The organism is Chitinophaga sp., assembly GCF_036569185.1.
GTDB lineage: Bacteria > Bacteroidota > Bacteroidia > Chitinophagales > Chitinophagaceae > Chitinophaga.
The window spans coordinates 1-16,808 of sequence record NZ_DATCRD010000330.1 but is presented as its reverse complement, the minus strand read 5'-3'; the positions used below and the strand labels follow the sequence as shown (position 1 = coordinate 16,808).

The 16,808-nt window shown below is 45.4% G+C and carries 12 protein-coding genes; 3 read left to right on the top strand and 9 right to left on the bottom strand.

All coding sequences use genetic code 11. The annotated features are described in order from the left end of the window. Window positions 1–47: 47 nt before the first annotated feature. The gene (locus tag VIM72_RS25120; RefSeq protein ID WP_332005577.1) at window positions 48–1,220 is read left to right on the top strand and encodes a class I SAM-dependent rRNA methyltransferase; all 1,173 of its coding nucleotides are present in this window, start codon (window positions 48–50) and stop codon (window positions 1,218–1,220) included. Between the two features lie 76 nt (window positions 1,221–1,296). On the opposite strand, the gene VIM72_RS25115 is transcribed toward VIM72_RS25120, so the two are convergent. The 4 genes from VIM72_RS25115 to VIM72_RS25100 all read right to left on the bottom strand — a co-directional run bounded on the left by VIM72_RS25115 (window position 1,297) and on the right by VIM72_RS25100 (window position 10,720). Beyond that, window positions 1,297–1,539, bottom strand: coding sequence for a T9SS type A sorting domain-containing protein (locus VIM72_RS25115; protein WP_159454263.1), 243 nt, complete (start codon window positions 1,537–1,539; stop codon window positions 1,297–1,299). 300 nt (window positions 1,540–1,839) lie between these two features. Then, window positions 1,840–2,871: a PorP/SprF family type IX secretion system membrane protein gene (locus VIM72_RS25110; protein ID WP_332005576.1), complete on the bottom strand. Its 1,032-nt coding sequence runs from the start codon at window positions 2,869–2,871 to the stop codon at window positions 1,840–1,842. 18 nt (window positions 2,872–2,889) lie between these two features. Then, window positions 2,890–5,742, bottom strand: a complete 2,853-nt coding sequence (locus tag VIM72_RS25105; RefSeq protein ID WP_332005575.1) for a PKD domain-containing protein — start codon at window positions 5,740–5,742, stop codon at window positions 2,890–2,892. Window positions 5,743–5,905: 163 nt separating this feature from the next. Then, complete coding sequence (locus tag VIM72_RS25100; protein ID WP_332005574.1) at window positions 5,906–10,720, bottom strand: PKD domain-containing protein; 4,815 nt, start codon at window positions 10,718–10,720, stop codon at window positions 5,906–5,908. A 175-nt stretch (window positions 10,721–10,895) separates the two neighbouring features. On the opposite strand from VIM72_RS25100, the gene VIM72_RS25095 reads away from it, so the two are divergent. Both VIM72_RS25095 and VIM72_RS25090 read left to right on the top strand, forming a co-directional pair. After that, a complete protein-coding gene (locus VIM72_RS25095; protein WP_332005573.1) occupies window positions 10,896–11,495 on the top strand; it encodes a methyltransferase in 600 nt (199 codons plus the stop codon). Continuing rightward, entirely contained in the window at window positions 11,477–12,169 is a 693-nt protein-coding gene (locus VIM72_RS25090) for a rhodanese-like domain-containing protein (protein WP_332005572.1), read from the top strand. Before VIM72_RS25095 ends, VIM72_RS25090 begins: the two co-directional genes overlap by 19 nt. Window positions 12,170–12,234: 65 nt before the next feature. On the opposite strand, the gene VIM72_RS25085 is transcribed toward VIM72_RS25090, so the two are convergent. The 5 genes from VIM72_RS25085 to VIM72_RS25070 form a co-directional block, all read right to left on the bottom strand. Further along, window positions 12,235–12,756, bottom strand: a complete 522-nt coding sequence (locus VIM72_RS25085) for a hypothetical protein (protein WP_332005571.1) — start codon at window positions 12,754–12,756, stop codon at window positions 12,235–12,237. 22 nt (window positions 12,757–12,778) lie between these two features. Next, window positions 12,779–13,738 (bottom strand): sporulation-delaying protein SdpB family protein, encoded by a 960-nt coding sequence (locus VIM72_RS25080; protein WP_332005570.1) that lies wholly within the window; start codon window positions 13,736–13,738, stop codon window positions 12,779–12,781. Then, window positions 13,731–14,240, bottom strand: a complete 510-nt coding sequence (locus tag VIM72_RS32445; protein ID WP_414649023.1) for an SdpA family antimicrobial peptide system protein — start codon at window positions 14,238–14,240, stop codon at window positions 13,731–13,733. The genes VIM72_RS25080 and VIM72_RS32445 overlap by 8 nt, the downstream gene beginning before the upstream one ends. 23 nt (window positions 14,241–14,263) lie before the next feature. Next, the gene (locus VIM72_RS25075) at window positions 14,264–15,262 is read right to left on the bottom strand and encodes a hypothetical protein (RefSeq protein WP_332005569.1); all 999 of its coding nucleotides are present in this window, start codon (window positions 15,260–15,262) and stop codon (window positions 14,264–14,266) included. Window positions 15,263–15,527: 265 nt separating this feature from the next. Beyond that, window positions 15,528–16,808 (bottom strand): carboxypeptidase M32 (locus tag VIM72_RS25070; RefSeq protein WP_332005568.1); only part of this gene is annotated, 1,281 nt, incomplete at its 5' end.

Here is a 16,808-nt window from a genome sequence, read left to right as displayed (position 1 = left end):
AAAGGCTAACCGCTAAATAGCTACCTTTGCCCCTCGAAATACAATAAATGACTAAAGTTTTTTTAAAGAAACAGATACAGAACAGGGTATTACAAGGGCATCCCTGGATCTTCGGCAATGAAGTAGCCGAAATAAAAGGAGATGTAAATGCCGGTGATATTGTAGACGTATATACGCATAAAGGTTTCTTCCTGGGCCGTGGTTATATCAACCCTCAATCGCAGATCCTCGTAAGGTTGCTCACCCGTGATAAGAATGAGGAGATCAACCCTGAATTCTTTTACCGCCGCCTCCTGAAATGCTGGGAATACCGGCAGAAACTGGGATATGTGGAAAACTGCCGCCTGGTATACGGCGAAGCCGATGATCTGCCGGCACTGGTGATCGATAAGTTCAATGATTACTTCGTTATACAAACGCTCGCATTGGGTATGGAGAAATGGAAAGATGCCATCGTGGATGCCATCAACCGCATTTTCTCACCCAAAGGCATCTACGAAAGAAACGATGTACCTGTAAGGGAACTGGAAGGAATGACCCAGCAGAAAGGCTTTCTCAGTGCGCCTTTCGACACCAACCTTATCATTAATGAAAATGGCTTGAAGTTCCATGTGGATGTGGTGAATGGCCAGAAAACCGGTTATTTCCTGGACCAGCAGGATAACCGCCGCGAGATCCGTCATATTGTAAAGGGCGCCGATGTAATGGAAGCCTTTTGTTATACCGGTACTTTCTCCTGCCATGCAGGTTTTTACGGCGCCAAAAGCGTGCTCGGTCTCGATATTTCCGAAACAGCTGTGAATACCGCCCGCCGGAATGCTGAACTGAATAACCTGCAGGATATCTGTAAGTTCCAGGCGGTGAACGCGTTTGATCAGCTAAAGCAATGGACAAAAGAAGAGAAGAAATTCGATGTGGTAATACTGGATCCACCGGCTTTTACCAAAAGCCGTGAAAATATCTCGAAGGCGGTAACGGGTTATAAGGAAATCAACCTTCGCGGGATGAAACTGCTGAAGCCCGGAGGCTTCCTGGTAACGGCTTCCTGCACCAACCTGGTATCGCCCGACCTGTTCCTGCAAACCATTGACGCCGCCGCAAAGGATGCGAAGAAAAGACTGCGCCAGGTAACTTTCCAGACGCAGGCGCAGGATCATCCTATCCTGAGAAATATTGAGAACACTACTTATCTGAAATTCCTGATCGTGGAAGTTTCCTGATGAGAACAGATACTAAAAAAAGAAAAGTCACGATGTAAATCGTGACTTTTCCTTTTTATTTTGATGCCAGATATATCTACTTTACTACATTGAATTTCCCGGATTCCACCAGGTTGCCCCGCTGATCCCGTAACTGAAAAATATATAAACCGTTATAATAATTGTCCAGGCTTACCGTTGTTTTAGAACTGATGCCTTTTAACTGATCTATTTTTTTTCCGAGGAAATTATATACAATAAGATCGTACAGGCGATCGTTATTATGCTGTTGAACTTCAAATGTTATGACGGTAGTAGCTGGATTGGGATAGAGTTTCACAATTTTGCTACCCCCATCCGTATTTGGTTGGGATTTATCGCTTTGAGCCTTACCTATGCTGGTAAAAAGGCTGAAAACCATTATGAGAATCAGGGTAGAGGTTTTCCACATAGTATTATAAAAATAAAGTTTTTTTCAAATATTTCCTAATTTTTTGTTTGATAAATTTGGCTCGCCCGAGCACCTATGTCCGTATATAAAAATAACAAACCACAGGCCATTTTGTTAACATTTCCGCATATTTTATGTAATTTTTAACGCTTGGAAGTTTATTTTTATAAATAATTGATTTATAATAATTTAAAATCTGGGACAGTTTACGCTTTCTAAGGTTGAGTTCCGGCTGTTCAGAAATCCCTTGAAAACCAGTGAAATTTCGAAGCCGCCAAATGTCTGGCTGGCAGTTCTCAATTTGGAAATATTGGTGTCGTAACTCATTCCTACCTCGTATTTATCCATATCAATTTTGATGGTGGGGATAATGGCATCGTTCCATCTGAGGAAGAGCCCGCCATAAATAGCGCGGGTCGATTCCAGGCCCTGGTCCATAAGTCCATACCCGATTAATGCACCGCCAATATATTCCGAATAGGTGCCCTGGTGCAACTGGTTGTAGTGGGCAATCACCTTCACCCTTTCATCTACCGGTATTGTAATGCCTGCATTGAAGGTCAGCTTTGGTTGCAGCTCAATATTCTGATCGTTGTAGAAAGATATTTTAGCGCGGTTAAAATGGAAGTAACCGGCCCCGATAAAATAATTTACATCTTCTCCTATTACGCTGTTGTAACTTAATCCCATACCGGCATCCAGGTAGCTGTAGCCTTTCAGCGCCAGTTTGCCTTCCTCTCCTGTGGCGCTGGCCGGATCAAAACGCCCGTTGGTGTACTGGTTGTTGAACGTCATGTTGGTAGGGTCAAACTGCCGCTGTACAAATCCGCCCATAAACCCCACGGAAAGAAAACTGCTTTTATCCTCATTAAGGGATTTGTGATAGTTGATGGCGGGGAAGATTTGTGTAGACTGCAATTTGGAGGTGCCTGCCCGGTCGTAGGTGAGCTGCAGGCCTGTGGTCACATAATCGTTGCTGCGGCCTACCGGGAACTTTATTTCGCCACTCACTGTACCGGTCTGGTAGGGAATGGTAACGCTGTTCCACTGGTTGCGGTACACGGCCTGTACACGTACATCACCGTTGAAGATCCCTATCAGTGCAGGATTGCGGAGAATAGGCGTTTCATAGAACTGCGAAAGATGTATATCCTGGGCATACAGTGGTGTTGCATTCGTGATGCAAACAATCGCCAGTAATACGCGGTATATGGTTTTCATGTTAGCCAGGTTAAATAATTATCTGAGTAATGTTACGTTGCCTTTCATCTTAAAAAATTCATTGGTATCACAATATGCTTCAATGAAGTAGATATATACATCTGATGGTTGCGGCTTGCCGTTAAAGGAGCCGTTCCACCCGGTGCTGATATCATCTATATTGATCCTTTCACGGTGATAAACTTCCTGTCCCCAGCGGTTAAAAATCCGGAACGATTTTATAAGGCTGATACCCTTTCCGCGCGGGTAGAATATATCATTTTGCCCATCGCCATTGGGGCTGAAAGTATTGGGAATAAATACCACATCGGTATTACAAACCAGGTCTACATTCATGATATCGCTTTTCGTACAACCGTACTGGTTAGTGCCGGTAATACTGTAGGTAATGGGTTTGCGCACTGCGGCTGTAACATAGGGGGAACTGGTGTTATCCAGGTAATCGTCAGGGCTCCACTTCCATTTTACAATATCCGGGCTGCCGCTGGCCATGAGCCGCACCACATCTCCCACCATTACTGTCTGGTCTTTACCTGCATCTACCTGTGGCACTGGTTTTACCGCCACTTTTACAGACAGCGGCGCGCTCATGGGGCAAATGGCATCGTTGGTGCCGGTTACCTGGTAAGTGATGTCTGCTACCGGCGTGGTTACCGGGTTGGCGATGGTGTTGTTGGTTAAACCGGTAACGGGCGTCCAGTTGTAAATAGCGGCGCCTGTTGCTTTCAGTTGTACCGAGGTGCCATAGCAGGCAATGGTATCATTGTTAACGGTAAGATTTACTTTTGGTACCACTATTATATCGGTAGAATCATATACCGTACATCCGTATACGTTAGATGCCTGAACATGATAACGGGTATTTACCAGGGGTGAGGCAACGGGGTCTGTACAGAACACGCAACTGAGCTGGCTGGTAGTGAGCCATTGGACAGTGCCGTCGGATAGAGCGTTCAGGTTAACACTGTTGCCTTCGCAGATCTTTGGCTGACTGGCAGATGCTTTTACCACCGGGGTAGGATAAATATTGATGGTTTTAGTGACAGAGTCCCTGCAGTTGCGGGCATCGGTTACTACCAGCTTTACTGCCTGTCCGCCGGAAGTGCTGTACTTACTGGCTGGCGGCGTTTGTGCAGCGGAGCTCTGGCCGTTGCCCAGGTCCCAATACCAGTTGGCAATCGGAATATTGGGTGAGGTAACCGTTTGGTTGATAAAGCTTACCGGCTGCCCTGCACAGGTAACCGGGCCGGTGGTAAAACCGGCCTGTGGTGCAAGAATAGCAATATCGTCCGGTTTATACACTATATCATCGCAATAAGCCGGATCGTTGTAATGAATGGTGAGCTGGTTATCGAAGGTGCCTGCAGTGGCCCATGTTTTTACATAGGTTTGATCCGTGGAGGTAAACGTGGTGCCGTCGCCAAACTGCCAGGTATAGCTGGATACCAGTCCCAGTGGCACATTCAGTACGCCATATGTGGCTTTGCTGCCGCGGCAGATGGAGCTAACGCCGGCCGTAAAATCTGCCCGGAAATAATATACCGTCTGGAAACTGCTGTGGTTACAGTTGTTGCCTATCTCCCCTATAGTAAGACGAACGGTATAGTTACCCGGTGTTGTATAATTATGCACCGCATCTCGGGTGTTTACCAGCGGAGAGTTATCGCCGAAATCCCATTGGTAGGTAGTGCTGGCGCTGGTGCCGGTGGAGTTATTGGTAAAGATGAATTTACTTTTATCGGCACAATCACGCACTACGGAAAATTGTGACACCGGTCCGGTTACATTTACAGTGGCAGGCGTTGCATTAGTGAAACAGCCATTGCTGCCGGCTTTCATTTGCACGGTAAGTGTACCGTTGGCATTAAAGGAATGCCGGATATCATTGCTGCTGCCGGAGGCTGTTTGTCCGTCCCCGAAATCCCAGCTGTAGGTATCGGCGAAGCCGGCGTTGGCCAGCAATCTTACCGGGTCGCCCACGCAGGTGCTTTCCGGCGATACGGTAAAGCTCACATTGGAAGGTGGATTGCCGGTATGTACAAATTTATCGAAGGAGGTGGTTACCACACATTGTCCCTGCGTAGTAACGGTAACGCCTATATTATAAGTACCGGTTTGCGGGTAGGTATGATTTACGTTGCCGCTGGTAGTGGATTGCGTATTGCCGTCCCCGAAGTTCCAGGTCCATGATACTACCGGATCATTGATATCATTGGTAGAAGTGGCTGCAAATGCAGCCGTAAAAGGCACACACCCGGAGAGCGGTGTTGCCATAGTGATTTGCGGTAATGAAATATCGATGTAGGCGGCTTTCTTCAATGTGGCCGTACAGCCGTTACTGTTAGTAACGGTGAGGGTTACATCATATTTGCCGGCCCGGGTGTATTGATGAGGTATATAGGCATTACTGGTGGTAACCGGAGCAGTGCCGTCGCCAAAATCCCAGGTCCGGCTGGCCGCGCCTGTTGTAGCATCCGTGAAATTGGCGGTGAATACTTTGCAGCTTTTTGTTACATCTGCCGAAAAAACTACCTGGGGAGTAGCGCCCACTACAAGCTCTCTCCAATAAGTGCTGGTGGTTGTTCCTCCGCTTACTTTATACACTGCTTCCAGGGTAATTTTTACCGGGCCGCCACTGGTATAGGTTACCTGCGGATGCTCTTCATGTGATGTTCTGCCATCACCAAAATCCCAGTTATAGGTAAGGGGAGTGCCGGTACTTGTATTTCTCAGCGTAAGTGTAACGGGTGTACACAGGCTACCCGGGGAAGCGGTATAGGTAAAGTCCGCCTTCTGTGCCAGTAAGGAGTTGGCCTGCAAAAGGGATATGAGCAGTAAGGTCCAAAAACACTTTGCCTGTAGGTATTTCATAGGGTGCACAGGTTTTCCATAGACTAAATAACTACACAAATTAATAAAAAATACATATATAAATTTTTTGATTTTCGGAATTTTCAGTACCGGGAGATGAAAATGCGGTGGAAAGCCTGCAAATCAACAACATCGGCGTCAAAAAATCCGTTGGGCAGTGTTTTTACCTGATCAGGGTGATATTTCCTTTCAGCAGGTTTACCGCGCCTTTATCACATACCACTTCCACATAGTATACAAATACATCCGGGTTCAGGAGAGAGCCTTTATAACGCCCGTCCCATCCGGCAGAGGGGTCATTGGTGTTCACCCCGCTGCGTTCAAATACCAGCTGTCCCCAGCGGTTGAAGATCCTGAAAACGCGGATGGACTGCATACCCTGGCCCCGCACATAGAATATATCATTCTGACCATCACCATTGGGTGAAAAAGTGTTGGGGATGAATATATTGCCTTCATTGCACACCAGTTTGATGGTTATATCATCGGTGCTTTCGCAGCCAAAGCGGTTGGTAACCTTTACATGATAAGTGATATCATCTGTTGGGGTAGCCGTTGGCGTGAGGCAGTTGTAACAGCTCAGGCCTGTTACCGGCGTCCATTCGGTGCTGATAATGTCTTCGCTTCCGGTTACAGGCAACGGAATAACAGAACCTGTGGCAATTACCATGTCAGGGCCGGCATTCACTACCGGCAACGCACGTACGTAAACTCTTGCGAGGGCTGTATCTGTAAAACAACTACTGTTATTATAACCCACTACCTGGTAGGTGATAGTGCCATCAGGACTGGCCACCGGGTCGGCAACATCGGCCCGGTTCAGCCCCCTGTCGGGAATCCACTGGTAGCGCAGGGCCCCGCCTGCATTCATTTTTACACTTTCGCCGGCGCATATTTCCGCATCCTGGGCATATATCCTGAAAGGCTGTGTAACAGTAACAGCTACTTCGCCTGTATTCGTACATCCGTATTCGTTAGTAGCTGTAACATGGTATACTGTATCGATATCCGGTTTAACCTGCGGCGATACGCTGCCTACATCGGAGATATTATAATCCGTCCAGTTTACCGTTACATTACCGGTGGTATTTGCCTGTAACTGTAATGCTGCACCACGGCAGATAGTAGCGGTAACGGGAGAAGGGTTCAATATGGGCGATGGATGCACGATCATCTCCGCTGTAGCTTCTGACGGACAGGAGCCATCCCCATTGGTAATCCTCAATGCCACCGGTATGGTGCCGGCGCTGTTTAATAATATTTCCGGCGGAGCAGGCACGTCGTATGTTTGCCCGGTACCCAGGCTCCACAGCCATTTGGTGCCGGCAATGTTTTTGCTGTCGCTGCCGGATAACTGTACCTTACCTGATACGCAAAGTGGTGCAATAGGCGCAATGACTGCCACTGGCTGAGGGGGAATCACTACCGGTAATATCTTCTCGTTTATACAACCATATGCGCTGGTTACTATCAGCTTCACATTCGTGGTGCCGGGTTGGGGATAATTAAACAACCCATTTACACCGGTAGCATTATTACCAGGATTGCCTGGTACGCCAAAATCCCAGCTATTGGTGAAATCCAGTCCCAGCGAATCTTTCGTTAACGTTTTACTTTTATTGGTAAATGTTACTTCACCACCGCCACATACCTGGAAGTCGTTGGTAACAAAATCTGCGATTGCCTGATCCACGATGATCTTATCATTTCCTTGTGCTTTTACTACACAGCCCTGGTTGTCGAGTAATGACACGCGTGGATAATAGATACCTGCTTTCGTATAGGTGTGGGCGGGAGATACCGGCGTAGTGGAAGTAAGCACGGTACCATCGTCAAAGTCCCACATATAGCTATCCGTTTTAACAGAAGTGGCGCTGATGCTTACACCTAAAGGCACACAACCCTGTGTTGGCGTGGTTTTCATAGTGCCGTCAGGTCCTTTGATGGTGATGGGAAGGGTGGCGGTGCCTGAGCAACCTCCTTCTGAGTATACCGTCAGTACAACATCATAGGTACGGGCACGTGCATAAATATGTACGTCCGGATCGTTTTTGGAAGAAGTGCCATTGTCCCCGAAATTCCAGCTGGAGCTCACAAAATCATTTGAGGTATTGGTGAACAATACTTTCACCGGTGGGCACAGGTCCAGGTCGTCCGGTATAGTAAAAGAAGCTTTTGGATCCGGAACGGTGATCACATTTGTTTTGGTGATTTCATCGGTACAGCCGGCAGGAGTGGTCACCTTCAGGGTTACATTGTATTTGCCCGGTACGCTGTATACTTTTACCGGCCTGCTGCCGGAGCCGGTGGTATTGTCGCCGAAATCCCATGCATAGCTTTGAACAGCGCCTTGCGACTGATCCACAAACGTGAAAGATTTATCAAGGCACGCAATATTGGAGGGCACCATGAAACCGGCCTTCACCCTGTCGAAACGGATCACCTTCTGCGCTTTCACTACACAGCTGAACTGATCAGTTACCGTTAACGAAACCGTATAATCGTTCGCGTTAGTATAGGTATGCTTTATATCAATTGGCTGCGTGGTATAATTTTCTTTACTACTCTGATCCCCAAAGTCCCATTCCCAGTTAAGGATGCTGTTGCCGCTGTTTACAGTGGATTTATCAGTAAAGCTGAAGATCTCATCCTTACATCTTTTACCTGTATAATCAAAATCAGGTGTGGCGCCGTTTACATCGATGCTAACCGGTGGTGCATTTCGGGTACAGCTGTTTTTATCGGTAATGGTGAGCTTAATGGTGAAGGTACCTGTTTGGTTATAAGTATGGGTGATACCGTTGGCGGGATCAAAATTGTAGGCTGGTATATTTTGGATAGGGCTGCCATCTCCCCAATCCCAACTGTATTCATTGATATTTGCGTTGTTAAGGATTCCTAATGATATGTGAATGCTTTCACCCCTGCATATTCTTGGTTTATCAGGAGTGATGAGTGGTTTTTCATCGATAATGTTAACCGATTGGGTAGTAGTGGAAGTACAGATCCCATTATCGATGGTAAGGCGTACCTGCTTCATACCTGTTGTCTGGTACCTGAAATCCGGGTGCTGATCCGTAGAAGTGGCGCCGTTCTCCCCGAACTCCCACAACCATGTTTTTACCGGTGTGGGAATCGGGCCGAAGGTAGAGTTATCCGTAAATTTCCGGTGATAGGGATCCACGCAATCCGGCGCTGTTTCAAACCTCGCGATAGGTGGAATGATCTGTATGTAGTTTCTTTTTATTAACTGTTCAATACATCCGTTGTTGTTTACCACGAGGATAACATCGTGGTTACCGATTTCATTGAATGTATGATTAGGATTTTCTTCCGTGCTGTTGCTGTTATCCTGTACAAATGTCCATATCCAGGAAGTACCGCGGGGAACAGAGAGGTTAGTGAACTGCACGGGATCTTTCGCGCATGATTTCAAAGGGGTGGCAGAAAAATCCACTACCGGCCTGGTACCTGCCATAATGATGGTGGCGCCGCTGGCAGTGCATCCGCTGGCTGTTGTTACCGTAACGGTAACAGAAAAAGTTCCCTGGGTAGTGAAAATATGATTCGGCCTTGCCGCGGTGGAAGTGGCGCCATCTCCAAAATTCCACTGGTAGCCCACAATGGGATCTGTAACATCCAGTTCTGCGTAGAAATCCACAGGTAAAGGAATGCAGCCTTCGGTAATACTGCGGTAGATACTGAGGTTAGGTTTTGCTATGTTGATATATCCCGGCAGGGTGATGGTTTTACTACAGCCGGCAGCGTTGGATGCAGTAAGATTAACTGTAAAACTCCCTTCGCGGGTATAAGTATGAACGGGATTTTCGAGGGTAGAAGTAGTGCCGTCTCCGAAGTTCCAGTTCCAGGAAGTAGCATTAACCGACTGTGCGCTGAATTGCGTGGTAAAAGGCGTATTGCAGGCGCTGAGAGGCATAGCCACCGGGTTGATCTGCGGAGAGGGATTGATGTGAATGGTTTGCTGTACTTCTTCCATGCAGCTGCCCAGGGTAGCCTGCATTTTCACGGTATAGTCGCCCGGCGTGGTAAATTGTTTTATCGCATCGACAGCCGTTTGCGTGGTGCCGTCCGGGAATGCCCAGGTAACCTGGTCGGGAACCGGTTGTGTAGTATTAGTGAAGTTAACCGGTTGGTCTGCACAGGGCGCAGAAAACGTAAACGCCGGTTTTACTTTTTCTATAACGATATAATCTGTTTTGGTGAGCGGGGTCGCGCATCCGCCTGAAGTGGTGGCGGTTAGCTTTACGGTAAACCGTCCTTCCCTTGTATAGGTATGCTGGTTAGTGGTTCCGGTGGTACCATCGCCATAGTCCCAGGTATATGTTACCGGATCGGGGGAGTTGTTGATGGTATTATTAAAGAAGGTAACAGCAAATGGCGTAGTGCAGCTTTGGGTTTTATCTGCCGAAAAAGCAGGCGTAGGCGCGCTTTGTATTTTCACCGGTTCAGGGCCTTTAAATGCCGTACATCCGTAACTGTTAGTAACTGCGCTGAGCACATTATAGGTACCTGCCTGTGTGTAGGTGTGCGTTACATTGGCGCCAACGGCGCCGCCTCCATCGCCGAAATCCCAGGTAATGTCCGCAATGCTGCCATCCCCGGGCGTTGAAAGGTCCCTGAATGTGGCCATAAAGGGCGCGCACCCGGTAGTATTGGGTATGGTGAAATTGACCACTGGCTTATTGTACACCTGGATATCAAGTTGTTTTACGATGACAGTGCCGCCGTAGGTGGCTGTTAACTTAACATGGTAGATCCCCGGATCCTGGAACGTTTTGGAAGGGGTGAGGTCGTTGGTAACATTGGCGCCAAGTCCAAAGTCCCATTCTATCTGCTGGTAGCCTGCATCTGCTGTAGCGGTGAAGTTTACGAGGAAAGGAGGACAGCCTGCTTTTTTATCCGCATTGATGGTAACCGATTGTGCGCCAACAGTCATTGTCGGCAACAGCCAAAGCAAAATGTGTCTTATGACAATCCGCAAATAATTGTGTAGGCTTTTCATGGCATAGGTTGGCGTTAAGGCCGTTTCACAGGTACATTCAAGGCATAAAAATAACAATAATGTTTGGAAAAGCGATGCATTTATGTATGTGGCTGAATGGCCGTAACTTAGCATAAAAAGAGTTCGGGATATGGATAGTCAGTATTGGAATGACCGCTATCTTAAAGGAGATACCGGCTGGGATATGGGAATGGTATCGCCACCATTAAAGGAGTATATTGATCAGCTGGTGGACAGGGATATTCGTATACTCATTCCCGGTGGGGGCAACAGCTACGAAGCAGCTTACCTGGCCGGGCTGGCTTTTGGCGATGTAACTGTGCTGGATATTGCACCGGTATTGGTAGAGAAGTTGCAAAAAACGTTTGCCCGTACCCGTGTGAAGGTGCTGCAGGAAGATTTTTTTGATCATAAGGGCAGTTATGACCTGGTATTGGAACAAACTTTTTTCTGCGCGCTGCCTCCTTTTCTCAGAGCGGATTACGTGGAACATATGTATTCGCTGATCAAACCCGGTGGTCATCTGGCAGGAGTTTTGTTTAACCGAAGCTTTCCGCAGGAAGGCCCGCCTTTCGGAGGCACGGAGGAAGAGTACAGGAAACTGTTTTCGCACTTATTTGATATTAAAACATTGCAGCCCTGTTATAATTCTCATCCGGCCAGGCAGGGAGCAGAGTTGTTTATTAATTTTATGCCGAAAATAAAAACGATATGGGACGAGTTCTATTAGCCGTTATGATGATGCTTACCGGCATTACTGCGATGGCACAACAGGAAAAGGTGGTAGACGCCGTTGAATTTGATAAGGATATCCGTCAGCCGGATGTACAGGTATTTGATGTGCGTACTGCAGGAGAATTCAGTACCGGTCATCTGCCACATGCATTACAGGCCGATTATACGAAGAAAGCAGAGTTCAAAGAACGGGTACAGTATCTCGACAAGAAGAAGCCGGTATATATTTATTGCCTGAGCGGTGGCCGCAGCAGCGCTGCTGCTAAATGGATGAGGGAGAACGGTTTTACGGATGTTGTAGAACTGGAAGGCGGTATCAACGCCTGGAAGCAGGCTGGAAAACCCTTGGATGGTGTGGCAGAGAAAAAACCGCAGCTCAGTATAGCTGATTATAATAAGGCGGTGCAGGCAAAGGGATATGTGCTGACGGATGTAGGCGCTGCATGGTGCCCTCCCTGTAAACAAATGGAGCCGGTGCTGGAAAAATTCTTCCGGAAACATCCGCAGGTAAAAAAAGTTTTTGTGGATGGTGGAAATGACCAGGATGTGATGAAGTCTGTAAATGCAGCTAAACTGCCCACATTTATTTTTTATAAAGATGGAAAGGAAATAGCGAGAAAGGAGGGGGTAATGGAATTGGCGGAATTGGAGAAGCTGATGTCGCTATAAAATCTCCAGTGAAGTGGGGGACTAAAAAGTAATGGTAAGGCATTTTTTAGTCCCCCGCCAGATATTTATAGTATCCGGGAAACCGGTAAATGTAAGTACGATGGAATAAGTAATGCCGCCTTTTGTGGATTTAAGATGCTGAGCGTTACTTTATTACCATTTTTTAAAATCAGGTGGATGATATAGTCTCCCTTGGTTAGGTAACCCCAACCATATTGTTTACTGTATTTTTTCCCCCATCCTTTAAATTCTTTGAGAAGATCAATCTGCAATAGTTGTACAGACGCAATCTGTTCCCAGTTGTAAGTCGTGTTTTTTACGACATAAGGTCGGTAACTGAAGCTGATGCCTGTTTCTGTTATGAGCAATGTTAGTTTGCTCATGCCTAATATCAGTATAACAAGCAGATTGATCAGAATAAATAGAGAGGCGGGAATAATATCTGAAAGGTCGTTATGTTTAATACCTTTTATTAGCAGGGCAATCAAAATAGCCAGCACTGGTATAAAAGTAAGAAGAAAAATGGGTCTGAATACAGAGGATTGCTCTTTAAAGATATCTGGCATATTATTGCTGGTTTGAGTCATGGAATATTATTGTTATTACTGATCAAGCTATTTTACCTTCAGTCGATTGATTATCTTTTTTATAGTTGCTGTAAAATAACAAGTAGAGTGTTTTTAAATTCGATCCTCTGGGCATTAGTAATCGTCTCATAGACCGAATATTCTCCCGGATAGTAAAATCTACTCTCCACAAGTATAATATTAGTCCTCCTGTCATAGCAAGCCAGAATGTGGGTAAGCCGTGTACAACACAAATCAGGAAGTGAAACAAAAAGCCAGCGATAAACAGTAGATATTTATACCGCATCTTTACAAAATTCGCAATAAACAGTAGTATTTCCAACACGATAACTCCCCAGTTGATGATGATCATTGGTAATGGTTGGGCAAATAGATTTTTTACCATACTTCTTATCCAATGGGGAGCGCCAAATATATTATGGTTGAACCAGTAGTATACGGCAGTACCCTCCGTCCATTCCGGTACTTTCAATTTTTCTATTCCGGCATCAAGATATAAAAGGGCCATTTGAAAATGAATAAAGATCAAAGCAACATATGCAAAGTACTTGAAAAAGTAAGGTGCATTATGAGTCGCGTTATTTTTCCAGTGATTGACCCTGCTATCAATCAGGCAAATGGGAATTAGTAGTAATGTCAATATAGCAGTAATTTGGTCACCACCCTCAATGATCAGTAGCGTATTATAGATGCTATATGCCACCCAGGCATGTAATATGCAGGTGATTCGTGGATATAATCCAATAATGACTAGTAAAAGAGTAGCCACTGAAATATAATACGGTATACTAATATAAGCATAGTCGAACAGGAGGAAAAGATTTATTTTTTCAATCCCTCGAATACCTGATTTAATTTTATCAAAATGGTATTCTGGGAATAATACATAATATGAGCTGAATACTAATGTAAGAAGATTTCCCATCGCCAAAACAGATCTTCCAAGCCCCAATGTATTAGTATGAATGTTGTATTTATTCATGCACTACAATTTTTAATGTTTTAAAAGGGGTATATTTTTCTTGGTCCATTGAGGACCAGGCCCAGGGAACAGGGGGACGCATTTTTAGAAGAAACAGCCCGCTTGTCATATATTGAAACCTGTTAGGTGTTTTCAATACATATCCCGAGTCCATTAGGTGAGTCCTAATATCTAATGTGGTATCCTTTGTCCAGCATTGTTGTGAAAGTTGGCTGACTAACATCGACATTTCATATCCTCTCATTCTGGCCTCTCTGGATAATCCAAGACAGTTCCTTCGACTCGTGTTTGAGAGATCAAGTTCATTTAAGGTGCTGTCTTGCTCATTAATACAATAAATATCCACTAATGATTCCTTGGGATCTTTTGTAAAGAATCCCCATCCTTCAGGGAAGAGATATCTGGTATTTCTTACTAAGGTGTCATTGAGGTATATAGTAGTGTTAAAAGAACTTAACACTACTATCGTACCGCAAACCACCCAGAAAGAATTGATGATCATTCTGATAAGTACTTTGCTCATTATTATATAGTCTGGTTATCATGAAGGCGTTTTAAATCAAGTGCAAGAATTTCAAGTCGTAGATCAATTTGTGGAATACTTGCATCTTTGAGAAACCAGGCTTTGGTTTTCAGTAACACGGTGAAATACCCGACTAGATTTACTGCACCGATTGCATTATAAGATACGGCTGCCATGGAATGGGCTACAGCCAAGGCATAGTATACGCATACAGCCGCCATAGGAGTACACACAAATAGTTCTGCAGACTGAGGTTGGTATTGTGTGACCACGTTATCCAACTGAATTTTGCTGGTGGTCGATAACTGTATTTTGGGAAGATTAATAGAAAAACTAGTACCGAGCATAGGTGGAAGCGAGGGATCATCGATACTTCCATTAACTAGTGGAGTAGCTGCATTGAATGTTGCTACCGCTCCAGTTTGATTTAACAAGGAATCATTTGCAATAATATTTGCTATTTCCGCGGTAGCAGTAGGGTTATTTAGAACAGTAGCACCTAACTTAAACAGATTCCTGTATTTAACAGATGCTAATCCGGCGTTTTGTACTAGGTTGGCTCCTTCTATCAGAGCTTCTTTTACCGTATAAAGATTGGGAGATGAAATCTTTGTTTTAAAGGTACTAAAGAAAGTAGGTTGTTGTGTCTGAATTGTATTACATACTTCTATGCTTATTTCATGCCTTAATGTGTTTATTTGTGGTGTTGTGGCAGCCATATCATTTAGGTCCGCTTTATAGGTACTCAAGGAGGGAATATTGTCGGCAAGTGCTCCATCCATGAAATAGATCGCACTAAATAATTCTTGCCCCGTCAGGTTTTCAATGCCTGGGAAAGAAGGGGTGGTACCAATCATACTGGATTGCTTCCCAGATAATTCTTCAATACCATTTTGTTCCTTGAAGTTATCAGATTTGGAGCAACTTGTAAACACGGAAAAAGTGAATAGGCAGATGAAGCCGGTTGCAGTGTGTACACGGCAAGTAAAAGGGATGTTCATATAAATTAATTATTGGTGAAAAATAAATGCTACTATTAATAGGTTGACAATTTTTAAGAGATTATTAATAGGGATTTCTCTAGATTAACATACACATAATATTAGCATGCCCGTGGCTTCAAAATAAGAAGAAGAACTGCGGTTATTTTGCAGTGATGAAAAAATGTAAAATTTTAATCAGGATAAAATGGAGATTGATATTCTACATCAGCTATAATCCCTCTTTGCAGAGCGAATTATAACTGATGTATAGTTTACTAGTCTATTATCCCAATCCATATATCCCACTATACTTCGTTTTCGCGTATTCCAGGAATTCCCCGAATGCCAGTTGTTTTCCCGTTACTTTCTCACATAACTCGTTTGATGTATACAATCGTCCGAATGGATGAACATTGGTACGCAACCAGGTCAGCAAAGGCTCATAATTACCAGCGGCAATGCCTGCATCCAGGCCGGGTACCTGTTTTTGCGCCGCGGCAAAGAACTGTGCAGCGTAAAAACTACCCAGTGAATAAGTAGGGAAATAGCCAAAGCTGCCGTGCGACCAGTGGATGTCCTGCAATACGCCGTGTACATCATCCGGTACGGTTACGTGCAGGTATTGACGGTAGTATTCATTCCAGGTATGTTTCAGGTCTTTTACATCAATGCTGCCATCGATCAGCCCTTTTTCAATTTCATACCGGATCATGATATGGAAATGATAGGTGAGCTCATCGGCTTCTGTGCGGATAAGAGAGGGCTGTACTTTATTAATGGCTTTATAAAATGCGTCCAGGGGCACATTCCCGAGATTTTCAGGGAAGAGTTGCTGAAGGCGGGGGTAATGGTATTGCCAGAAGAGCAGGCTGCGGCCTACATTGTTTTCCCACAGCCTCGACTGCGACTCATGTATACCCAGGCTGGTGGCTTCACCGCAGGGAAGACCATATTGTTCTGTGGGTAGGCCCTGTTCATAAAGGGCATGGCCGCCTTCATGGATACAGCTCCATGTCATATTACCAAAATCGTTTTCATCGATGCGGGTAGTTACCCTTACATCAAGCGGGTTGAAGCTGGTGGTGAAGGGGTGTTCTGAAACATCCTGCCTGCCTGCTTTCAGGTCATATCCCATATTTTCAAGAAGAGAGATGCCGAATTTCCATTGCGCATCGCGGTTATAATGCAGGTGAAGGAAGTCCTTGTTAATAGCGGGTTGCTGTTCTATCTGGCTGAGCAGCGGCGAAAGCGCTGTTTTTACCTCGTTGAAAATGGTATCCAGCATACCGGTATGTGCGCCTTTTTCATACTCATTGAGCAGGGCGTTGTAGGGATGTCCTTCATAACCGAGAATACCTGTTTCCTGTTTTTTCAGTTCAACCATACGGGCAAGCGCAGGGGCGAAGAGGGAATAGTCGTTCGCTTTGCGCGCCTTGATCCAGGCGTGATAGCTCTCGTTGGTAGCTTTCGATAGGTCGGCCACAAACGAGGCGGGGTATTTTTTATTCTTTTCAAAGTCTTCAGTGGAAAGAAGGATATTCTTTTGCGCTACCGGGTCCAGTTC

What these genes read in the sequence shown, in the direction of transcription:
- VIM72_RS32445 (WP_414649023.1), bottom strand. Translation starts at nt 14,240, where the DNA reads ATGATCATCAATTCTTTCTGGGTGGTTTGCGGTACGATAGTAGTGTTA.
- VIM72_RS25095 (WP_332005573.1), top strand. Translation starts at nt 10,896, where the DNA reads ATGGATAGTCAGTATTGGAATGACCGCTATCTTAAAGGAGATACCGGC.
- VIM72_RS25085 (WP_332005571.1), bottom strand. Translation starts at nt 12,756, where the DNA reads ATGACTCAAACCAGCAATAATATGCCAGATATCTTTAAAGAGCAATCC.
- VIM72_RS25105 (WP_332005575.1), bottom strand. Translation starts at nt 5,742, where the DNA reads ATGAAATACCTACAGGCAAAGTGTTTTTGGACCTTACTGCTCATATCC.
- VIM72_RS25090 (WP_332005572.1), top strand. Translation starts at nt 11,477, where the DNA reads ATGGGACGAGTTCTATTAGCCGTTATGATGATGCTTACCGGCATTACT.
- VIM72_RS25120 (WP_332005577.1), top strand. Translation starts at nt 48, where the DNA reads ATGACTAAAGTTTTTTTAAAGAAACAGATACAGAACAGGGTATTACAA.
- VIM72_RS25075 (WP_332005569.1), bottom strand. Translation starts at nt 15,262, where the DNA reads ATGAACATCCCTTTTACTTGCCGTGTACACACTGCAACCGGCTTCATC.
- VIM72_RS25110 (WP_332005576.1), bottom strand. Translation starts at nt 2,871, where the DNA reads ATGAAAACCATATACCGCGTATTACTGGCGATTGTTTGCATCACGAAT.
- VIM72_RS25080 (WP_332005570.1), bottom strand. Translation starts at nt 13,738, where the DNA reads ATGAATAAATACAACATTCATACTAATACATTGGGGCTTGGAAGATCT.